We start from the raw sequence: 15,915 nt of genomic DNA, 5'->3' as shown, positions 1-15,915 counted from the left end.
TCCTGTGCCTTCGGTCGCTATCGTTTCAGACAACCCGCTCCAGCGGCTCCGGCTGCAGCAGGCCGTAGCAAAACTCGGTCTGGCGGTCGGGTTCGTCGGTGATCCGAGCCGGTACTGGCACAACCGGGACGCGGTCGTGGCCGACCTTTGGGTCGTCGAACTAGATGATGAGAACGCCCAACCTCAGCTGCTGGATGAGCTGCTCGACGATGACACGCGTCGCCTTCTCTTCGGTCTGGGAATGGCACCTCCGACAGGGCATGAGGACTACCCCCGTTGGGAGCGGAGGCTTTTCGGCAAGTTGCAGGAGCAACTCGGGCGGCTGGAGCTGCTGGACAATGTATCCGAGCTGGAGGCGCTGGACCGTCCCGAAGGCCCGGACCCGCTTGCTCTGCCAGGGTGGGTTACGCCGGCAAGCCGGGGAGTTCCGGCTGATCAGGTGTGGATCCTCGGCGCCTCGCTCGGCGGGCCCGCCGCGGTCAAGGCCTTTCTCGACAAACTGCCCGGGGGCCTGCCACTGGCGTTCGTCTATGCCCAGCATATCGACCAGAACTTCATCCCCGTCCTGGCGCGAGTCCTAGGCCGGCACGCGCAATACCCTCTGGTGGAGGCTGTGGCCGGAGAACCTCTACGCTGCGGCGAGGTTCTGATGGTGCCGGTCGAGCGGGAGCTGTATCTCGACAGGGAGGGGCTGATCCGGTTCCGGGACGACGCCTGGCCAGGCCCCTACGGCCCATCGATAGACCAGGTTATGTTGAATCTGGCCGAATGTTTTCAGGCAGACTGTCATGCCATTCTCTTCAGCGGCATGGGCAATGACGGTGCTGTCGCAGCACCCTTACTGAAAGCCTACGGCAGTCGAATATGGATTCAGGAAGCCTCAAGCTGCGCCAGTAGCGCCATGCCGGACTCTGTAGCGAGCACGGGATGCACAGAGTTTGTCGGCACTCCGGACGAGCTCGCTCAACAGCTGGTTCGTTGCATTGAAGACTCCGAGCTGCTGGAACGGAAACACCTCCGGGACCAGCTCACTCCGGACCAGCCATAGTATTGACGGAATGACTTACTCCGCTAAGGATCCTGTGATGAGTGAAAAACCAGAAGTACTGGCCTGCGTGCTGATTCCTGTGGTTGAGGGCATGCTGCTGCTGCCCAACGTATCCATCGCCGAGATTGTTGACTTCGCCGAACCCGAACCTTCGGAAGATGCGCCATCCTGGCTATTCGGTCATATTGTCTGGCGGGGTATCAGGTTGCCCGTGATCTCGTACGATAGAGCCAATGGTGGTCAAGAGCCTCCGGAAAACCCCCGAAAACGAATTGTTGTGCTTAATACCATCGGCAAAGACCATGACAAACAGCCGTTTCTGGCACTGGTGATCCAGGACATTCCACGCCAGGCAAAGCTGAACGAGGCCGACCTTGCGCCCCGTGATGAGCAGACCGGACCGGCGGATCTCATGATGGTCGAACTCGAAGGCGAAACCGTCAGGATTCCCAATCTGGAGTACCTGGAACAACTGGCCGCTGAGTACGCTGCAGCCTGAGTCCGGCATTGCGTAGATTACATTCCCAGGCACAATGTTATAATATAGCAAATTGCCTGGACTGCTCCGCTTATGCCCGCTGCCGCTGTGCCTTACATCGCCCACGATCATTCCGCCTGCATCGCCGAAGCCCTCGACCGTGCACAGACACTCTGCCGTGACCGGGGAGAGCGGCTGACAACACTCCGGCAGAAAGTTCTGACACTGGTTCTGCAGTCACATCGACCGCTGGGTGCCTATGACCTGCTCGACGGGCTGAATCAGGAAGGCCGGAAAGCGGCTCCGCCGACGATCTACCGGACGCTTGAGTTTCTGCAGCAGGCCGGTCTGGTCCATCGAATCGCCTCGCTCAATGCTTTTGTCGCCTGCCATCATCCGGGCAAGCCTCACTCGGGCTGTTTCCTGATTTGTCAGTCCTGCCGCAATGTGCTGGAACTCGAAAGCACGCAGATCAACGACGCGGTGCGCAGCGCCAGCGCCGATGAGGGCTTTTCCATAACCGACACGACAATTGAAGTAGCCGGCCTCTGTCCGACCTGCAAGAAGGCAGGTTTCTGATGGCTGAAACTTTGCTACGCCTTGAGCAGGCCACCGTTCGGTTCGCACAGACGGCCGTGGTCGACCGGGTTGACCTTGTCATAGAACCGGGAGACATCATTACGCTCATCGGCCCCAACGGTGCCGGAAAGACCACCCTGATCAAGGCCATACTCGGCATCCAGCCGTTGAGCGAAGGGCAGCTCTGGCGACGTCCCGGGCTCAGGACAGGCTACATGCCCCAGCGTCTGGAGCTGCAGTCGACACTCCCCCTGACTGTCGGGCGGTTCCTGGCGTTCACAGGCGCAGACCGGTCGCAGACACTTGCCGCTCTGGGGCGGACACGCGTCGAGCACCTGGTCGATGCGTCCATTCACACGCTCTCAGGCGGCGAGATGCAGCGGCTGCTGCTGGCGCGAGCGCTGCTACGCAAGCCACATCTTCTGGTGCTGGATGAGCCTGCTCAGGCCGTGGATATCAACGGCCAGGCGGCTATGTACGACCTGATTCGCAGTCTCCGGGACGAGCTCAGCTGCGCCATACTGATGATCTCCCATGACTTGCATCTGGTCATGTCTTCGACCGACCGGGTTATCTGCCTGAACCAGCACGTCTGCTGTAGCGGCGCGCCGGAGCAGGTCTCCAGCGACCCCGCCTTTACCGAGCTGTTCGGAAAACGCGTGGCCGAATCCCTCGCGGTCTATCATCATCACCACAACCACCAGCATGATCTGCATGGCGAAGTGCTCGGTGGCAACCCTGGGTGCGACCACGATCATGCTTGAGGCCATACTGGACGATTTTTTCTGGCGCGCCTTACTGGGCGGGTTGGGGGTAGCACTGGTGGCCGGGCCGCTGGGCTGTTTCGTGGTGTGGCGGCGCATGTCCTACTTTGGCGACACACTGGCCCACTCGGCTTTATTGGGCGTGGCTCTGGGCACACTTTTTCAGGTCGACCTCAATCTCGGCATCGCGTTGGTCTGTGTGGCGATATCGCTCATCCTCACATTACTTGCGCGCCAGCGTAGCCTCGCGACCGACACCCTGCTGGGCATTCTGTCTCACAGTACTCTGGCCATAGGCCTGGTCGCTATCAGCTTCCTTGGCCGGGTCCAGGTAGACCTGAACGGCTACCTCTTTGGTGACCTTCTGGCCATCAGCCGCACCGATCTGGCCTGGATCGCAGGCGGCGCCATTACCGTCGGGCTGATCCTTTGGCGATTCTGGAGCGCGCTGCTCATGGCCACTATTCATGAGGAACTGGCGAAAGTTGAAGGGCTGCCGGTTGAGCGCCTGCGGCTCCTGCTGATGGTTATGTTCTCGCTGGTGATCGCGGTATCGATGAAGATCGTCGGCGTTCTGTTGATCACGGCTCTTCTGATCATTCCCGCTGCGACTGCCCGGCCGTTCTCCCGGTCCCCCGAGCGCATGGCCGCACTTGCCGCCCTGTTGGGTGCCGTCAGTGTCATTTCCGGGCTCGGCCTGTCCTGGACCACAGATACCCCTGCCGGACCGTCAGTCGTGGTAGCGGCCTTCATGCTGTTCCTGGCAGGTATATTGTCCACACGAGGCCGGGGGGCCTGACAGCTCATGCTTCGCTCTTCTTCGGCCTGACCACGTCGGTGCTGTGCGGGATGCCGGTTGCGATTAGGTCATTCGCTTGCAAATGGCACCGGAAGTGTGAATCCTAGAAGAAGTTATTCTTCCCGACTGTCCCTTGCCGAATAAGCTAACTCAGGCATTGCACCCATGGGGCAGTCTCATTCCAGGAGCAGGAGGCCCCGCGCCATGTCATCGACCCACAAGTACAACCCCGACAAAGGTTACGTTGCAATGCTCGGTTGGAGCTTGAGCGCAATCGAAGCATTGGACAAGTTCGATCGCCGCTACGTTATTGTCGCCCCGGACTGGGCGGAGACCTACTGCAAAGAACATGATATCCCTTACATTCCCTGGAATTTCGAGCGTCTCAACGATCGGTCGGTCGAAATTGCCCAGCGGCTGAAAGAAGAAGGGGTCGATGTCGCGATTCCACTGTTCGAAGAAACCGTTGAGTGGGCTGGCGCTATCAACTCCGTGCTGCTTGATAACCCGCGGCTTCTGGGTCAGTCGATTCTGTTTCGCGACAAAGCCCTGATGAAACGCCGGGCCCAACTCGGCGGTATCCGGGTGGGTATTTTCGAAGAAGCTCACGATAAAGGCGACGTCATTCGCTTTCTCAAGCGGGTCAACCAGACGCTGCTCAAGCTTGACGGCGACCCTAACGACCCCATTCACCTGAAGGCTTTCGACAAAGCTGGCTGCCTTGGCCATAGGGTAATCCGTACGCCGGATGAAGTGGACATGATTCCTGACGAGGAATTCCCGGTGCTTATGGAAAGCCACCTTGACGGGTGGGAGTTTGCGGTGGAAGCCTGGATCCACAACGGCAAGATCCGCTTCCTCAACATTTCCGAGTACGTCACGCTGGGCTACTCCGTCTTTGTTCCTGCAACACCTGAGCTCGAGAAGTATCGCGAGGCTATTACCAAGCAGATCGAGAAGCTGATCAAAGCGTTCGATATCGACTTTGGCTTCGTCCATCCCGAGTACTTCGTTACCAGCGATGGTGAGATGTACTTTGGCGAGGTCGCCTATCGTCCGCCCGGCTTCAAGGTCTTTGAGCTGCTTGAGCGGGCCTACGGCTTCAATGCCTACCAGGGTATGGTTCTGGCGTTCGACCCCAAGACGACCGAAGAGGAAATCACCGCTTTCTTCCCGGAAGAAGTTGTGGGCGCCAAAGGTTACGCGGGCTGTTTTGGCGTGTACCCGCGTCGCCGTGTGGTCAGCAAACTCGAAATCCCCCAGGAAACCGAACAGCACGCGTATTTCGAGTCGCACGAGCTGCATGAGCCGCTTGAGCAGACCGTTACCAAACGGACGGCCTTCGGCACCCACTGGGGGCTGGTTTACTTCTTCGGCGATGACCCGCATACCATGCGAGACCTGCTAAAGCATCAGGAAGATCTCGACTTTTACGTGTAGGCTCTGAGAAAACAGCCGGGGCTGCACCGGCCCCTGGTCAAGAGCGTCTAGATAACCCGGTAGCTGCAGCGACAGTGGCCGGGTTGGTTTTTTCCGGGGGCTCATGGCCTCCGGTCCACTTCAGGAGCGTTTCCTCCCGACCAGGAGGAGCAGAACTATTGCCTATGATCGAACAGGGTTCGGCCTCTACCGAAAGTCCGGAGACCAGCAGCATCCTCGCCCGATTCAACGATGCGCTAACGCATCTGGGCCAGGCGCGTTCCTTTGCCAAAGGCAATCATATCGGCCGCGTGCTTGACCTGGGGCGTAAGCTGCTGACCGCCTCCGGTGGCCCCGCGCTACTCTACAGCCTTGCCAGAGAATTTGATGGCGCCGGTATTTTTGAGGGCAGCGACTGGGAAAAGCCGGAAAATCTCAAAGCCAAGTTTGTACCCCACACATTCAACGAGGGCGATGCCCGTCTGGTTACGCTGGAATGTCTCAGCGAGCTGCGTATGCTCGCCGTCGCCAACGGCCAATACTTCCATCCGGGTTTGTCTTCCGAACAGGCCAAGCACTTTCTGACACAGGTCCTCGCCTTCAATCTCCAGGTGCTGTTTGGCGCCAGTGATGAAAGCACCCGCAACCGACCCGCAACCATCCAGAAGATGCTCGAGCAGCATCTCGCCTTCATTGCCGAACACATCGGCCTGGAAAATATCCTTGACCAGGTGGTGGACGAGGTCTGGCGTATTCTTCGCCAGCGGCCCATCCAGGTCGACAACGTCCGCGAGATGATAACCCGCATCGCGGCCTGCCTCTTCGACCCGGATATACAGGTGCAGGGTACTGCTCGCGGTGCGGAGCGGCTTATCAGCGCCTTATTCGGGCCAACCCATGGCTGTCGCGAAGATCCCGGCGTTGAAGTCTACCTGCAGCGCCTGGACAGCATGGATATCTATGCTCTGGAGCAGGAAGCCCAGGGCTTTGCCCGGGCAATGCACGATACCGGGCTGGTGTCGGCCTATCACGCCGCCTACCTGCGACGCATGGCAGACGAAGACACCGAATACATCGCCAAGGCATTGGGCCTGAGCACGACTGGGCGCGACTGCCTTTTCTGTTATCGGGACCTGGTTCTGACCCTTATTCGCGAGAGCATCTACCTGGAAACCTGCCAGGCCATCTATGGTCTCGCCCAGTTTCTGGAACGGGGCCTGCTCTACCAGACCAGCATCCCGAACGGCCTGTGGCGGGCCATCCAGACACCATTGCACCCAGACGTTCAGGCCCAGATCAGTGCGTTGTTCGGTTCGAACATACCACCACGAGCCCACACGCTCTCAGCGCTGTTAAGCGTGCTGGGCCAACCTCTGGGGCTGGGTCAGGGGAATAACCCGGCCTGCCAGTCAACCCGTGCGCTCTCGCTGTGGTCCTATACCAACCCTGACTACCTGCTGCAGATCTTCCACTGGGCCCTGCGCGACAATTCACTGACCATGCATTTTGAAGGCGAGGCCATAAACTCGGCCGAACTGGGCGCTGGCGTAGTGCAGTCGTGGAATTTCGACCTCGACACGCTGTCCCTGGTACTGGTGCCGCATCTGGACCGTATCTATATGGAAATGGGCCGCCGGGCCGGAACCCGCGGAGAAGACCCGCACCGCTGGATCAATCCCGAGTTCCACGGTTGGTGGGTTCATCGGGGATTCGCAATCGCCGTGGACATCCATACGCAAAAGCTGGATGAGCTCGAACACTTCATCAGCACTTTCTATACGGTCTACAACCCGTTGCACAACGGCAACACCCCCGTGGTTCATCCACAGCCCGCCGGGATTGCGGTTACCGACTCCGATGCCCGCTTTGTCGGCTGGCACGCTATTTCAATATTGCGCGTCGCAGTGGACCAGGAAGACGTCATACGGGTGTATTTCTTCAACCCCAATAACGACAGTGGACAGGACTGGGGCAACGGCGTGATAGTCTCTACTGATGGCTACGGGGAGCAGCAGGGCGAGTCTTCCCTGCCGATCGACCAGTTCACGTCGCGCCTGTACCTGTTCCACTACGACGTGCGGGAGTTCGAGATTCTTGCGCCGAGCATGCCGGAGGAAGAACTCCAGCGGGTGAAAAGCCTGGTCACGGGCAGTTGGGGAAAAGGGCGCGAGTAGAGCCGGCACCGGCCGGGCCGTCTACTGCAGCCAAACAGAGCACGAGGGAATAGCGTCATGGCAGACGCGTTAAAGGCATCCTGGAGAGTCTGGCTGATTCCGCTCGCCGTCGGGCTCATTGGCATCTTCGCGACACTGCTGCTCCGCTACTACGCTGACTGGACCCTTAAGAACTTCAGCCACAGCCAGGCCACCCTCGCCCATCAGACGGCCTACCGAAGCCTGAGCGCAGCCCTGGAGCGTCAGGAGACCATCGCCCGGACACTCTCCCAGGCGCTGGCAGAGAGCGGTACCTCACGCCAGGCACTGGCGGCGGTAGCCCACTCGCTCCTGCGACAATACCCCGAGCTGGTATCGATCGACCGCTACCAGGCCGACCGCAACGCCAAAGGACCTGCCGCCTGGCGCCAGGTGCAGCGCGTGACGCGCGCCGGTGCTCTGGCGAACCCTGACCTGAGACCCTGGGCCGTCCCCCATTGGCGCGCTGTTATTGATGACGCCTGGTACCAGATGCAGCCCGGCGTCACACCCTTGGCGACCGGTGACGCCTTTGAGGGCGACAATCTCGCCAGCTCCCCGACTGTGAACCTGTTCTGGCCGGTTGCTGAGGACAGCTCCCCGGCTATATGGCAGACCGCCCCGGGCCTGGCCGGATTACCACCGCGCCAGCTGCTGGGCATCGTGATCAATCCGGCTGAACTGCTCACACCGTTAAGCACCTCTGTACCCGGCCGGCCAGGGCCCGCAGTCACGTATGCCCTCTATGATCTCAATAGCCAGTCCCGCGACCCCCTCGCTACAACGGAAAAACAGCGCATGGCTGATTCCCCGGTGCAGCCTGACGACCTGAGCTACGAGGATGACCTGTCGATAGCGAACCGCCGCTGGCGCCTGCGGACGATCTTCGACATCGCCCTGCCAGCCCAGGCGCGCACGTTTCTGCAGCTGCTTCTGCTCGGCGGTCTGGGGCTGACGTTGGCAGCAAGCCTACTTGTCTATCAGCTGGTCGCCACTAATCGTCACCTCAACGAGAGCCGGCTTAAGACACTGGGTTACCTCGACCGAAAGCGTCGCGCACTCCAGAATGCCGCTATTGAGAAAGAAGTTCTCGGCCGCGCGTTGCAGGAAGGCGACCAACGCACCCGCGACTTCATCTCGCTTGGCGAGAGCTTTTGTGCTGAGCTTGACGATCAGGGATGCATCGGCTTCGTGTCGCCCCAGATCGCAGCGGTGGCAGACCGCGACCCCGGATCGCTCGCCAACCGGCCTTTTGCCGATCTGCTGAGTTCGGAGGGAAAGGCCCTCTTCGAATCATTACTACGAGAAGCCGAAGGCCGGAGCGAGACGCGCACTCTTGAAACCCAGGTGTGCCATGCCGATGGATCAAGTGCACCGGTGATCCTGGCCTTCAAGCCGGTGATGGACCCGCTTGGACGCTGCCTGGGCTTTCGGGTCGTAGGGCGTAGAAACCCTTGAGCTTTAGCTCTTCGCCCGCATACTAAAGCTCGAGAATTTTCCAAGACCCGGCATCCGTCTTGCGGTGTCGGGCCCTCCAGAGAGGTCAGGTTTTGCCTATGGAATTCAAAGACTACTACAAGATCCTGGGCGTCGACGAAAAAGCCAGCAGCCAGGATCTCAAGGCCGCGTATCGGCGACTTGCACGCAAGTACCACCCGGACGTCAGTAAGGAAGCCGACGCCGATGAACGTTTCAAGGAGATCGGTGAAGCCTACGAGGTTCTCAAAGATCCCGATAAGCGTAGCGAATATGACCAGTTGAAGACGCAGGGACATCGTCGCCCCGATGGAGGGTTTGAGCCACCGCCCGGCTGGGCGTCACGGGCGCACTTCGGCCAGGGTGGCTTTACCGGCGCAGACGCGAGCCAGTTCAGTGATTTTTTTGATGCCATGTTCGGTGGCGGCCGACAGGCCAGGGGTGGAGGCTGGTACGCCATGCGTGGGGACGATATTCACCACAAATTGCCGCTGTTTCTTGAAGAAGCTTTCAAGGGCGGAGAAAAAACCATCAGCCTGCGGGCGCCCGCAGTCGATAAACAGGGCCGGGTTCAACAACGCGAACGCAGCCTGAAGGTTAAAATCCCCGCAGGGGTAGCAGACGGCCAACATATTCGCTTGCGCGGCCAGGGCACCCCGGGCCAGGGTGGTGGTGAAGCCGGCGATCTCTACCTTGAGGTACAGATCGCGCCCCACCCGCTTTACACCGTGGACGGCCGCGACCTTAGTCTGTCGCTCCCGGTAACCCCCTGGGAAGCCGCACTGGGGGCAACATTAAAGGTGCCAACCCCTGGCGGTTCGGTACAGCTCAAGATTCCCGAGGGCACGCACTCCGGCAAGCGCTTGCGTTTACGCGGGCGCGGGCTGCCGGGAAAACCCGCAGGTGATCTGTACGTGCGGATCGAAATAAAGATGCCGGAACATCAGACCGAGCGAAGCAAAAAACTGTTCCGACAGCTTGCTGAAGAAGTCCCGTTCAACCCCCGTGAGCACCTTGAGAAAGACTGAGCTTTAGGCAGCCATGACACCGCCCGGGTGCATCGGAGTGGGAAATGAGGAAACCTTATGGCCACTAAAACCAGCAGTTACCTGCGGGTAGAACTGATCAATGAAGAACTGCATCTGACGTTACAGGATCTCTGCCAGGACTGTGGCGTTCATGCTGAAACAGTCATCGAACTGGTCGAGCATGGCGTCCTTCTGCCGAAGGGCGCGTCGCCCGGCCATTGGCAATTTGTCGGGCAGGATCTCCTGCGAATAAAGCGGGCCCTGCGTCTGCAACGCGATCTGGCGGTCAATCTGGCTGGCGTGGCGCTGACATTGGATTTGCTCGACGAGATCGATGACCTTAATCGCCAGCTAAAACAGGTTGGCCCTTCGCCGGACTAGAATAAGCGCACTCATGCCGCGCTTTTCCACAGGCCCCTTGCACTGCCTTTGCTCGGCCACGACAATGCTCGTCGCATCATTGCCCGCAGGCCAGGCCCGGGTAGTGCCTTTCTGTCTTAACCGCTGAGGAGTATGCCCGTGGCTATTGCGTGGGTAGCTGTAATTGTCGGCCTGATCGTCCTTATTTGGAGCGCAGACCGTTTCGTTGATGGTGCTTCCGGCACCGCACGTTACGCGGGCATGCCGCCCCTGCTGATTGGCATGATCATCGTCGGCTTTGGCACATCAGCCCCCGAGATGGTGATCTCGGCATTCGCAGCGAGCGAGGGTAACCCGGGCATTGCCCTGGGCAACGCCTACGGCTCCAATATCAGTAATATCGCGCTGATTCTCGGTTTCACTGCCGTGCTGAGCCCGATATTCATGCGAAATTCCGCCATCCGGCGCGAGCTGCCACTTCTTACCCTTGCGACACTGGTTGCCGGTTGGCAGCTATGGGACGGTGAACTGAGCCGGATGGACGGGATTGTGCTCCTGCTGCTTTTCTTCGTGATCATGGGCTACGCTGTTTTCAAAGCGATGCGAGGCGAAGCCGAACCTTTAGGCGGAGAGCCAGACAGCGAGGTGCTGCAACATTCGATGAGCCTCGGTCGCTCGCTATTCTGGCTGGTGCTTGGACTTGTACTGCTGATTATCAGCTCGAGAGCTCTGGTATGGGGCGCCGTTGAAGTAGCCAGGGCGCTCGGCGTTACCGATCTGGTAATCGGCCTTACGGTTGTTGCGATTGGTACCTCCCTCCCGGAACTGGCGTCTTCGCTCGCGGCCGTGCGCAAGGGCGAGCACGACCTTGCGTTTGGCAACATCCTGGGCTCCAACATTTTCAACACACTGGCAGTAGTCGGCATTGCCGCAACCATTCAGCCCATGAGCGTTGAGCCGGTCGTGCTGTGGCGGGACTGGTCAATCATGATCGCGCTGACGCTTGGCCTGTTTATCATGGCCTGGGGTTTCAGGATACTGGGCCCGGGGCGCATCACCCGGCCTGAAGGTGGACTGATGCTGGTCCTCTACGCAGGTTATCTGTACTGGGTGGTAACCAGTGCCACCACGTGATGCGTCCTTTGCTCTGACGCGGCCTAAAGCGGCAGGACGGCATCCTTGATGCGACCGGAATCGACCAGCGCGAGAAACTCCTCACCGAGACGCTGACTTTCGGACATCGCTTTGCGCCAGTAGCGCTCCCGGCCGACATCGTTTCCGAGATAGCGGGAAAAGTCCTTCCGGTCAGGCAGTTTCTGGTGGGGCAAACGCTGCAGGTACTCCCGGGACGGAGAAACAAGAACCACGCGTTCGAGCCACTTGGGGTTGTGCCGGCGCCAGGGAATACCCTTGTCGAACCAGCCCGGTATCACCCGATCGGTAAAGTGTGGAAACAGGACCAGCCCTTCGCCGCGATAAGGCAGGTCAAGGTGATAATCGGTAAGCCCGCCGTCCCGGTAAACGCCCTCCGGTGCCCCGGGTACCTCAATGGCGTTCATGATCATCGGAATCGAACCGGAAGCCAGAAGGGTTGGCTTGAGGTTGTCGTGGCTCAGGGCCATGGCATGGCTGGGCAGATCGGACAGCGGATGCAGCGGTGGCGGCAAGCGCGGGTCGTGGGCGACCACGCGTTCGAAAAACCGTCCGATTAACCGTCGATGCAGTAGGTTCGCGCTGACTACGGCAGCCAGCCCCAGAGACAGCGGCAGGCGGTGGTCGCGGGCGATCAAGCCTTTGCTTCTGGCGATCAGGATATTAAGCCGGTAGTCCGTATTGTGCAGTATCGTCTGCAGCTCATCGCCCACCAGATCGTCCAGCATCGTCGCGCAACGCCTGGAGATCTCAGCGACAGTGATCCCCTTGGGAAAGCGCTGGGCAGTGTACAGGTCGCCCAGCCGGCGCAGCCCGGCTACGGGGTCTGGCAGACAGACGCTGGCAAAGCGCCAACTGCCCACTGATGCGCCAATCAGACTCCTCGGCGCACAGGCTTCCCGCCTCAGCCAGTCCCCAAACAGGGCCAGATCCAACCCTTGCAGGCCCAGCGCCTTGGGTCCTCCCGCCGCCCCCGCGAGCACCGCTACATCGGCCGGCGCGAGGCCGCGCTCACGGATGTGAGCAAGCGCTACAGCGCCGGCACGAATATCCAACGACCTACCCATTGCTGCTCCTAACTGCCAAAAAAGCCGCTGTAAAGCAGCACCAGAAGCACAGTTCCGAGTGCGAGCCGGTACCAGACATAAGGCCATAGCCCAAACTGATCAAGCCATTTGAGAAAAAAGTGGATGGCGATGAACGCAGTAATCGCCGAGAAAACGGTTCCCGACAACAGAGCAACCCAATCGACCGGCACGTCCTCGCGGACCATCGTGAACAGCTTTGCCGACGCCGCGAGCGCGGTTATAGGTATCGCAAGCAGAAATGAAAAACGGGCCGCCGCCTTGCGGCTCAGACCCAGAAACAGGCCGGCAGTAATGGTGATACCTGAGCGTGAGGTACCCGGGACGAGTGCCAGCGCCTGAGCCACGCCAACAAACAGAGCCCCACCCCAACGCATGTTGGTCAGATCGAGTCGCCCGGCCATGCGATCTGCCAGCCCAAGCAAGAGCCCGAAGAGAATCGTTGTGGTTGCGATAATCGCTACACTTCGCGCCCATTCTTCGATGAAGTCCATGAACAACAGGCCCACCAACCCCGCCGGGACAGTGCCCAGTACGACATACCAGGCGAGCCGGCTGTCGGCTGAAGGGCTGCCCCGCAAGGATTTCCACCAGGCAGAAGCCAAGCTGCGGATGTCCTGACGGAAATACACCACGACCGCAAGCAGCGTGCCTACGTGTACAGCGAGGTCAAACCCCAGGCCCTGATCCGGCCAGTCGGCAAGCGCCGGTGTCAGAATGAGATGGCCTGAACTCGATATCGGGAGGAACTCGGTCAGGCCCTGAACGATAGCCAGTACCAGTATCTGCAATGTCGTCATTGAAAGGGGGTCTTTTACCGCTGGACGATGAGGGCGGCAGTTTACCCGGATTGGACCGGGTCCGGCCACTCGGGAATAAGTTAGCGCCCGACCAAGACCGTTGGGTTACAACCAGCCTTTGCGCTTGAAAAACCAGTAGGGTGCAATCCCGGCCAGCACCATCAACCCAAGCGCCGCGGGATAACCGTAGGTCCAGTCAAGCTCTGGCATTACTCGGAAGTTCATCCCATAGATGCTGGCGATCAAAGTCGGCGGCAGAAATACCACCGCAGCGATAGAAAAGGTCTTGATGATCTGGTTCTGCTCGATATTGATAAAGCCCTGGGCGGTGTCCATCAGGAAGTTTATCTTTTCGAACAAAAATGTCGTGTGGGAAAGCAGTGTATCAAGGTCCCGGAATATCTCCCTCGAGGTCTCCTGGATGATTTCCCTGTTGCGCAGCTGGCGAATGACGAAACTCAGCGCCCGCTGGGTATCCATAAGACAGAGCCTGATCTTGCCGTTACTGTCTTCCAGGCGAGCCAGCTCAGAGATGGAGTCCTCCAGCTCTGCTTCGGGATCTTCCAGGACCATGTGGCTGACATTTTCCAGCTTCACGTGGAGGTCTTCGAGCGTATCGGCCAGATTCTCGACTTTCTGCTCGAGAACGCTCAACAGTACCGTTTCGGGGGAATCGGCGGAAACCAGACCGTGACGCGCACGCATCCGGAACAGTCGAAAATCAGCAAGTTCAGTGTCGCGAACCGAGATCAGGCGGCCGGGCTGGAGAAGGAATGCCACCGTTGCGGTGTAATGCCGGCCCTCGCTCTGGTAGAGGTGGAGCGAATGAATGTGCACGCCGTTGGGGTCAACGAAATAACGCGCCGAGGATTCGATCTCGCCGAAATCGTCAGCGTCTGGCAGTTCAGCTTTAGAAAAGCGTTTGATTTGCTCGCGCTCGTCTTCAGACGCATCGACCAGGTCAAGCCAGAGGGAGTCTCTCAGCTGCGCCAGGCTCTGGGAGTCAGACTCGGGGTGCTGCTTGAGTGACCCATTCATTGGCCGAAAAGCTCGTAACATGACTGCTCCCGGTAATATCAGATACGGGGTGCCAGTATCGACGCGGACGGGACCCCGCGCAAGCTTCTCGCTGCTGCTAACCCCCTGATGTCTGCGGAGATCGCGTATCCTTCAGGAAGTCCCGGTAGTGATGCCAGACCATGCCCGGGCGCTCAAAGTGGGGGTAATGGCCCACGCCCGGCATAGCCACAATATCCGGCGAGGGCGCCAGCTCGCGGAAACGCTCAATGACACCACGGCCAGACACAGGGTCCGCGGTTCCCGCGATCAGGCGTATGGGCTGACGGGCCCGGAGCAGGCTGCCGACCCAGCGATGACGGTGGCAGCGGCGCTCGTCCAGATAGCCCATCAACTTATGGATCACGCCCCGGCCGTTGTTATAGAGCAGCAACTGCCAGAAGTCACTGAGCTCCTCATGGCCTGGCTGGGTTTCTGGGCCAAAAATACGGCTCATGTTGTAGTCAAATACCCGGCGCGACAATACACGGCTGGCCAACGCGCCCAATGGCCCTGCCAGCACTTTCTGGATGAAAAGGGGTTTGAAAACTTCCGGGAACACAGCGCCATTGAGGAAGCAGACGCTCGCGATGGAAAAATCCAGCGCGTCCTCCTGACTGCGCGCCAGTAGTTCCTGCGCTACGCTGCAGCCGTAGTCATGCGCGAGAATGTGAACCCGGCCAAGGCCCATCTGCTCGATCCAGCCCTGGTGCAGATCGGCCTGGTCAGAAATAGAGTAAGGGTACTCCAGGGGCTTATCAGAAAATCCAAAGCCCATCATGTCGAGCGCAAACACACGGTAGTGCGGCGCGATGAAAGGCCAGATCCGATGCCAGTCCCAAGACGACGTGGGAAAACCATGGAGCAGGAGGACCGCTTCGCCCTCGCCACCCATCTGGCTAAAAACCGCATGCCCATCATAATTGAACCACTTGCCAGTGGTTTGCCAGTGCGCAAGCGAAGGTGATTCAGTCGCCGGCATGAACCCTGCAATAACATCTGATTGGTTCATAAGAGTCAGGTTGGCTCGCCAGGAATAGGTTGGGTCACAGGCGCTCGGTCAACGCAGAAACGCCACTGTTTGTGAGGTACGGACAGCACTGTATCCAACGCCTTCTGCGAAAGGTCTTAAGACTGTGCGTGCCCGTGTCGTCGAGGCTGGGGTGTCAGGATCCTGACGACTTTGGTGACGACTATACCCGAAAGTCTAATACGATAAACCGCCGTCGCCCCTGTTTTTGGTGTTAATGCGAACTAAGTGTTATTGGCAACGCTTGTAAATCAAAAAGATGCAAGCTCATTAACATGTGTAAACGATGAAAGCTTGAAAATGGCAGTGCTTTTGCTTAGCTCTATATAGGGCCTAACGTGAGGAAGCGTCATATGACGCGAAACGCCAAGTATTCGGGTGACACCATGGACAAGGTCAACTGTAGCGCCGCCGGCCAGCGACTCTGTCGGCTTTACGAACTCAAGCAACAGCAACTGGACCGCCAGCAGGACCAGCCCTCGTCAATACTTTACCGGGTGCTCGCGGCAGAAGCAGAAGCTATCAGTGATGCGCTGAATCAACTCAGGAAATAGACGGGCGTCGCCGCTCTGGCCGGTACATACTCAAGGCAGTGCTCTGCGGCAGTTCGGCCCGAAGTTCTCCGCCACGGACTCCATGTGGCGCTCGG

Annotated in this window: 16 protein-coding genes; 12 read left to right on the top strand and 4 right to left on the bottom strand. The window is 59.2% G+C overall.

Features of this window, described 5'->3' with window-relative positions; all coding sequences use genetic code 11:
• Positions 1-4: 4 nt before the first annotated feature.
• The 11 genes from soil367_RS01230 to soil367_RS01180 all read left to right on the top strand — a co-directional run bounded on the left by soil367_RS01230 (position 5) and on the right by soil367_RS01180 (position 11,277).
• Positions 5-1,048 (top strand): chemotaxis protein CheB, encoded by a 1,044-nt coding sequence (locus soil367_RS01230; RefSeq protein ID WP_246065459.1) that lies wholly within the window; start codon positions 5-7, stop codon positions 1,046-1,048.
• Positions 1,049-1,085: 37 nt separating this feature from the next.
• Positions 1,086-1,547 (top strand): chemotaxis protein CheW, encoded by a 462-nt coding sequence (locus soil367_RS01225; protein WP_136546133.1) that lies wholly within the window; start codon positions 1,086-1,088, stop codon positions 1,545-1,547.
• A gap of 72 nt (positions 1,548-1,619) precedes the next feature.
• Entirely contained in the window at positions 1,620-2,105 is a 486-nt protein-coding gene (locus tag soil367_RS01220) for a Fur family transcriptional regulator (RefSeq protein WP_136546131.1), read from the top strand.
• Positions 2,105-2,869, top strand: coding sequence for a zinc ABC transporter ATP-binding protein ZnuC (gene znuC / locus soil367_RS01215; RefSeq protein ID WP_136546129.1), 765 nt, complete (start codon positions 2,105-2,107; stop codon positions 2,867-2,869). Before soil367_RS01220 ends, znuC begins: the two co-directional genes overlap by 1 nt.
• Positions 2,820-3,668 carry an iron chelate uptake ABC transporter family permease subunit gene (locus tag soil367_RS01210; RefSeq protein WP_246065458.1) on the top strand — a complete coding sequence of 283 codons (849 nt, stop codon included), beginning with the start codon at positions 2,820-2,822 and terminating at the stop codon, positions 3,666-3,668. Before znuC ends, soil367_RS01210 begins: the two co-directional genes overlap by 50 nt.
• A 204-nt stretch (positions 3,669-3,872) precedes the next feature.
• On the top strand, positions 3,873-5,108 hold the full coding sequence (locus soil367_RS01205; RefSeq protein ID WP_136546127.1) for an ATP-grasp domain-containing protein: 1,236 nt from the start codon (positions 3,873-3,875) through the stop codon (positions 5,106-5,108).
• A gap of 158 nt (positions 5,109-5,266) precedes the next feature.
• The gene (locus tag soil367_RS01200; protein WP_246065457.1) at positions 5,267-7,261 is read left to right on the top strand and encodes a hypothetical protein; all 1,995 of its coding nucleotides are present in this window, start codon (positions 5,267-5,269) and stop codon (positions 7,259-7,261) included.
• 57 nt (positions 7,262-7,318) lie between these two features.
• Positions 7,319-8,737, top strand: a complete 1,419-nt coding sequence (locus soil367_RS01195) for a PAS domain-containing protein (protein WP_136546123.1) — start codon at positions 7,319-7,321, stop codon at positions 8,735-8,737.
• 98 nt (positions 8,738-8,835) lie between these two features.
• A complete protein-coding gene (locus soil367_RS01190) occupies positions 8,836-9,783 on the top strand; it encodes a DnaJ C-terminal domain-containing protein (RefSeq protein ID WP_136546121.1) in 948 nt (315 codons plus the stop codon).
• A gap of 57 nt (positions 9,784-9,840) precedes the next feature.
• Complete coding sequence (locus tag soil367_RS01185; RefSeq protein ID WP_136546119.1) at positions 9,841-10,164, top strand: chaperone modulator CbpM; 324 nt, start codon at positions 9,841-9,843, stop codon at positions 10,162-10,164.
• Positions 10,165-10,302: 138 nt separating this feature from the next.
• Positions 10,303-11,277 (top strand): calcium/sodium antiporter, encoded by a 975-nt coding sequence (locus soil367_RS01180; protein ID WP_172962238.1) that lies wholly within the window; start codon positions 10,303-10,305, stop codon positions 11,275-11,277.
• Between the two features lie 23 nt (positions 11,278-11,300).
• Here the strand turns inward: soil367_RS01180 and soil367_RS01175 are convergent, their stop codons facing one another.
• The 4 genes from soil367_RS01175 to soil367_RS01160 form a co-directional block, all read right to left on the bottom strand.
• Complete coding sequence (locus soil367_RS01175; protein ID WP_136546117.1) at positions 11,301-12,362, bottom strand: patatin-like phospholipase family protein; 1,062 nt, start codon at positions 12,360-12,362, stop codon at positions 11,301-11,303.
• Between the two features lie 8 nt (positions 12,363-12,370).
• Positions 12,371-13,180, bottom strand: coding sequence for an undecaprenyl-diphosphate phosphatase (locus soil367_RS01170; protein ID WP_136546115.1), 810 nt, complete (start codon positions 13,178-13,180; stop codon positions 12,371-12,373).
• Between the two features lie 105 nt (positions 13,181-13,285).
• Positions 13,286-14,239 (bottom strand): magnesium/cobalt transporter CorA, encoded by a 954-nt coding sequence (corA, locus tag soil367_RS01165; protein ID WP_136546113.1) that lies wholly within the window; start codon positions 14,237-14,239, stop codon positions 13,286-13,288.
• 76 nt (positions 14,240-14,315) lie between these two features.
• Positions 14,316-15,248, bottom strand: coding sequence for an alpha/beta fold hydrolase (locus soil367_RS01160; protein ID WP_246065455.1), 933 nt, complete (start codon positions 15,246-15,248; stop codon positions 14,316-14,318).
• A 371-nt stretch (positions 15,249-15,619) separates the two neighbouring features.
• Between soil367_RS01160 and soil367_RS01155 the strand changes: the two genes are divergently transcribed.
• Positions 15,620-15,820, top strand: coding sequence for a hypothetical protein (locus soil367_RS01155; RefSeq protein WP_136546111.1), 201 nt, complete (start codon positions 15,620-15,622; stop codon positions 15,818-15,820).
• Positions 15,821-15,915 lie beyond the last annotated feature (95 nt).

The sequence above is a fragment of the Hydrocarboniclastica marina genome (assembly GCF_004851605.1).
GTDB lineage: Bacteria > Pseudomonadota > Gammaproteobacteria > Pseudomonadales > Oleiphilaceae > Hydrocarboniclastica > Hydrocarboniclastica marina.
The sequence above is the reverse complement of the archived record's forward strand: the minus strand, read 5'-3'. Positions and strand labels throughout refer to the sequence as shown.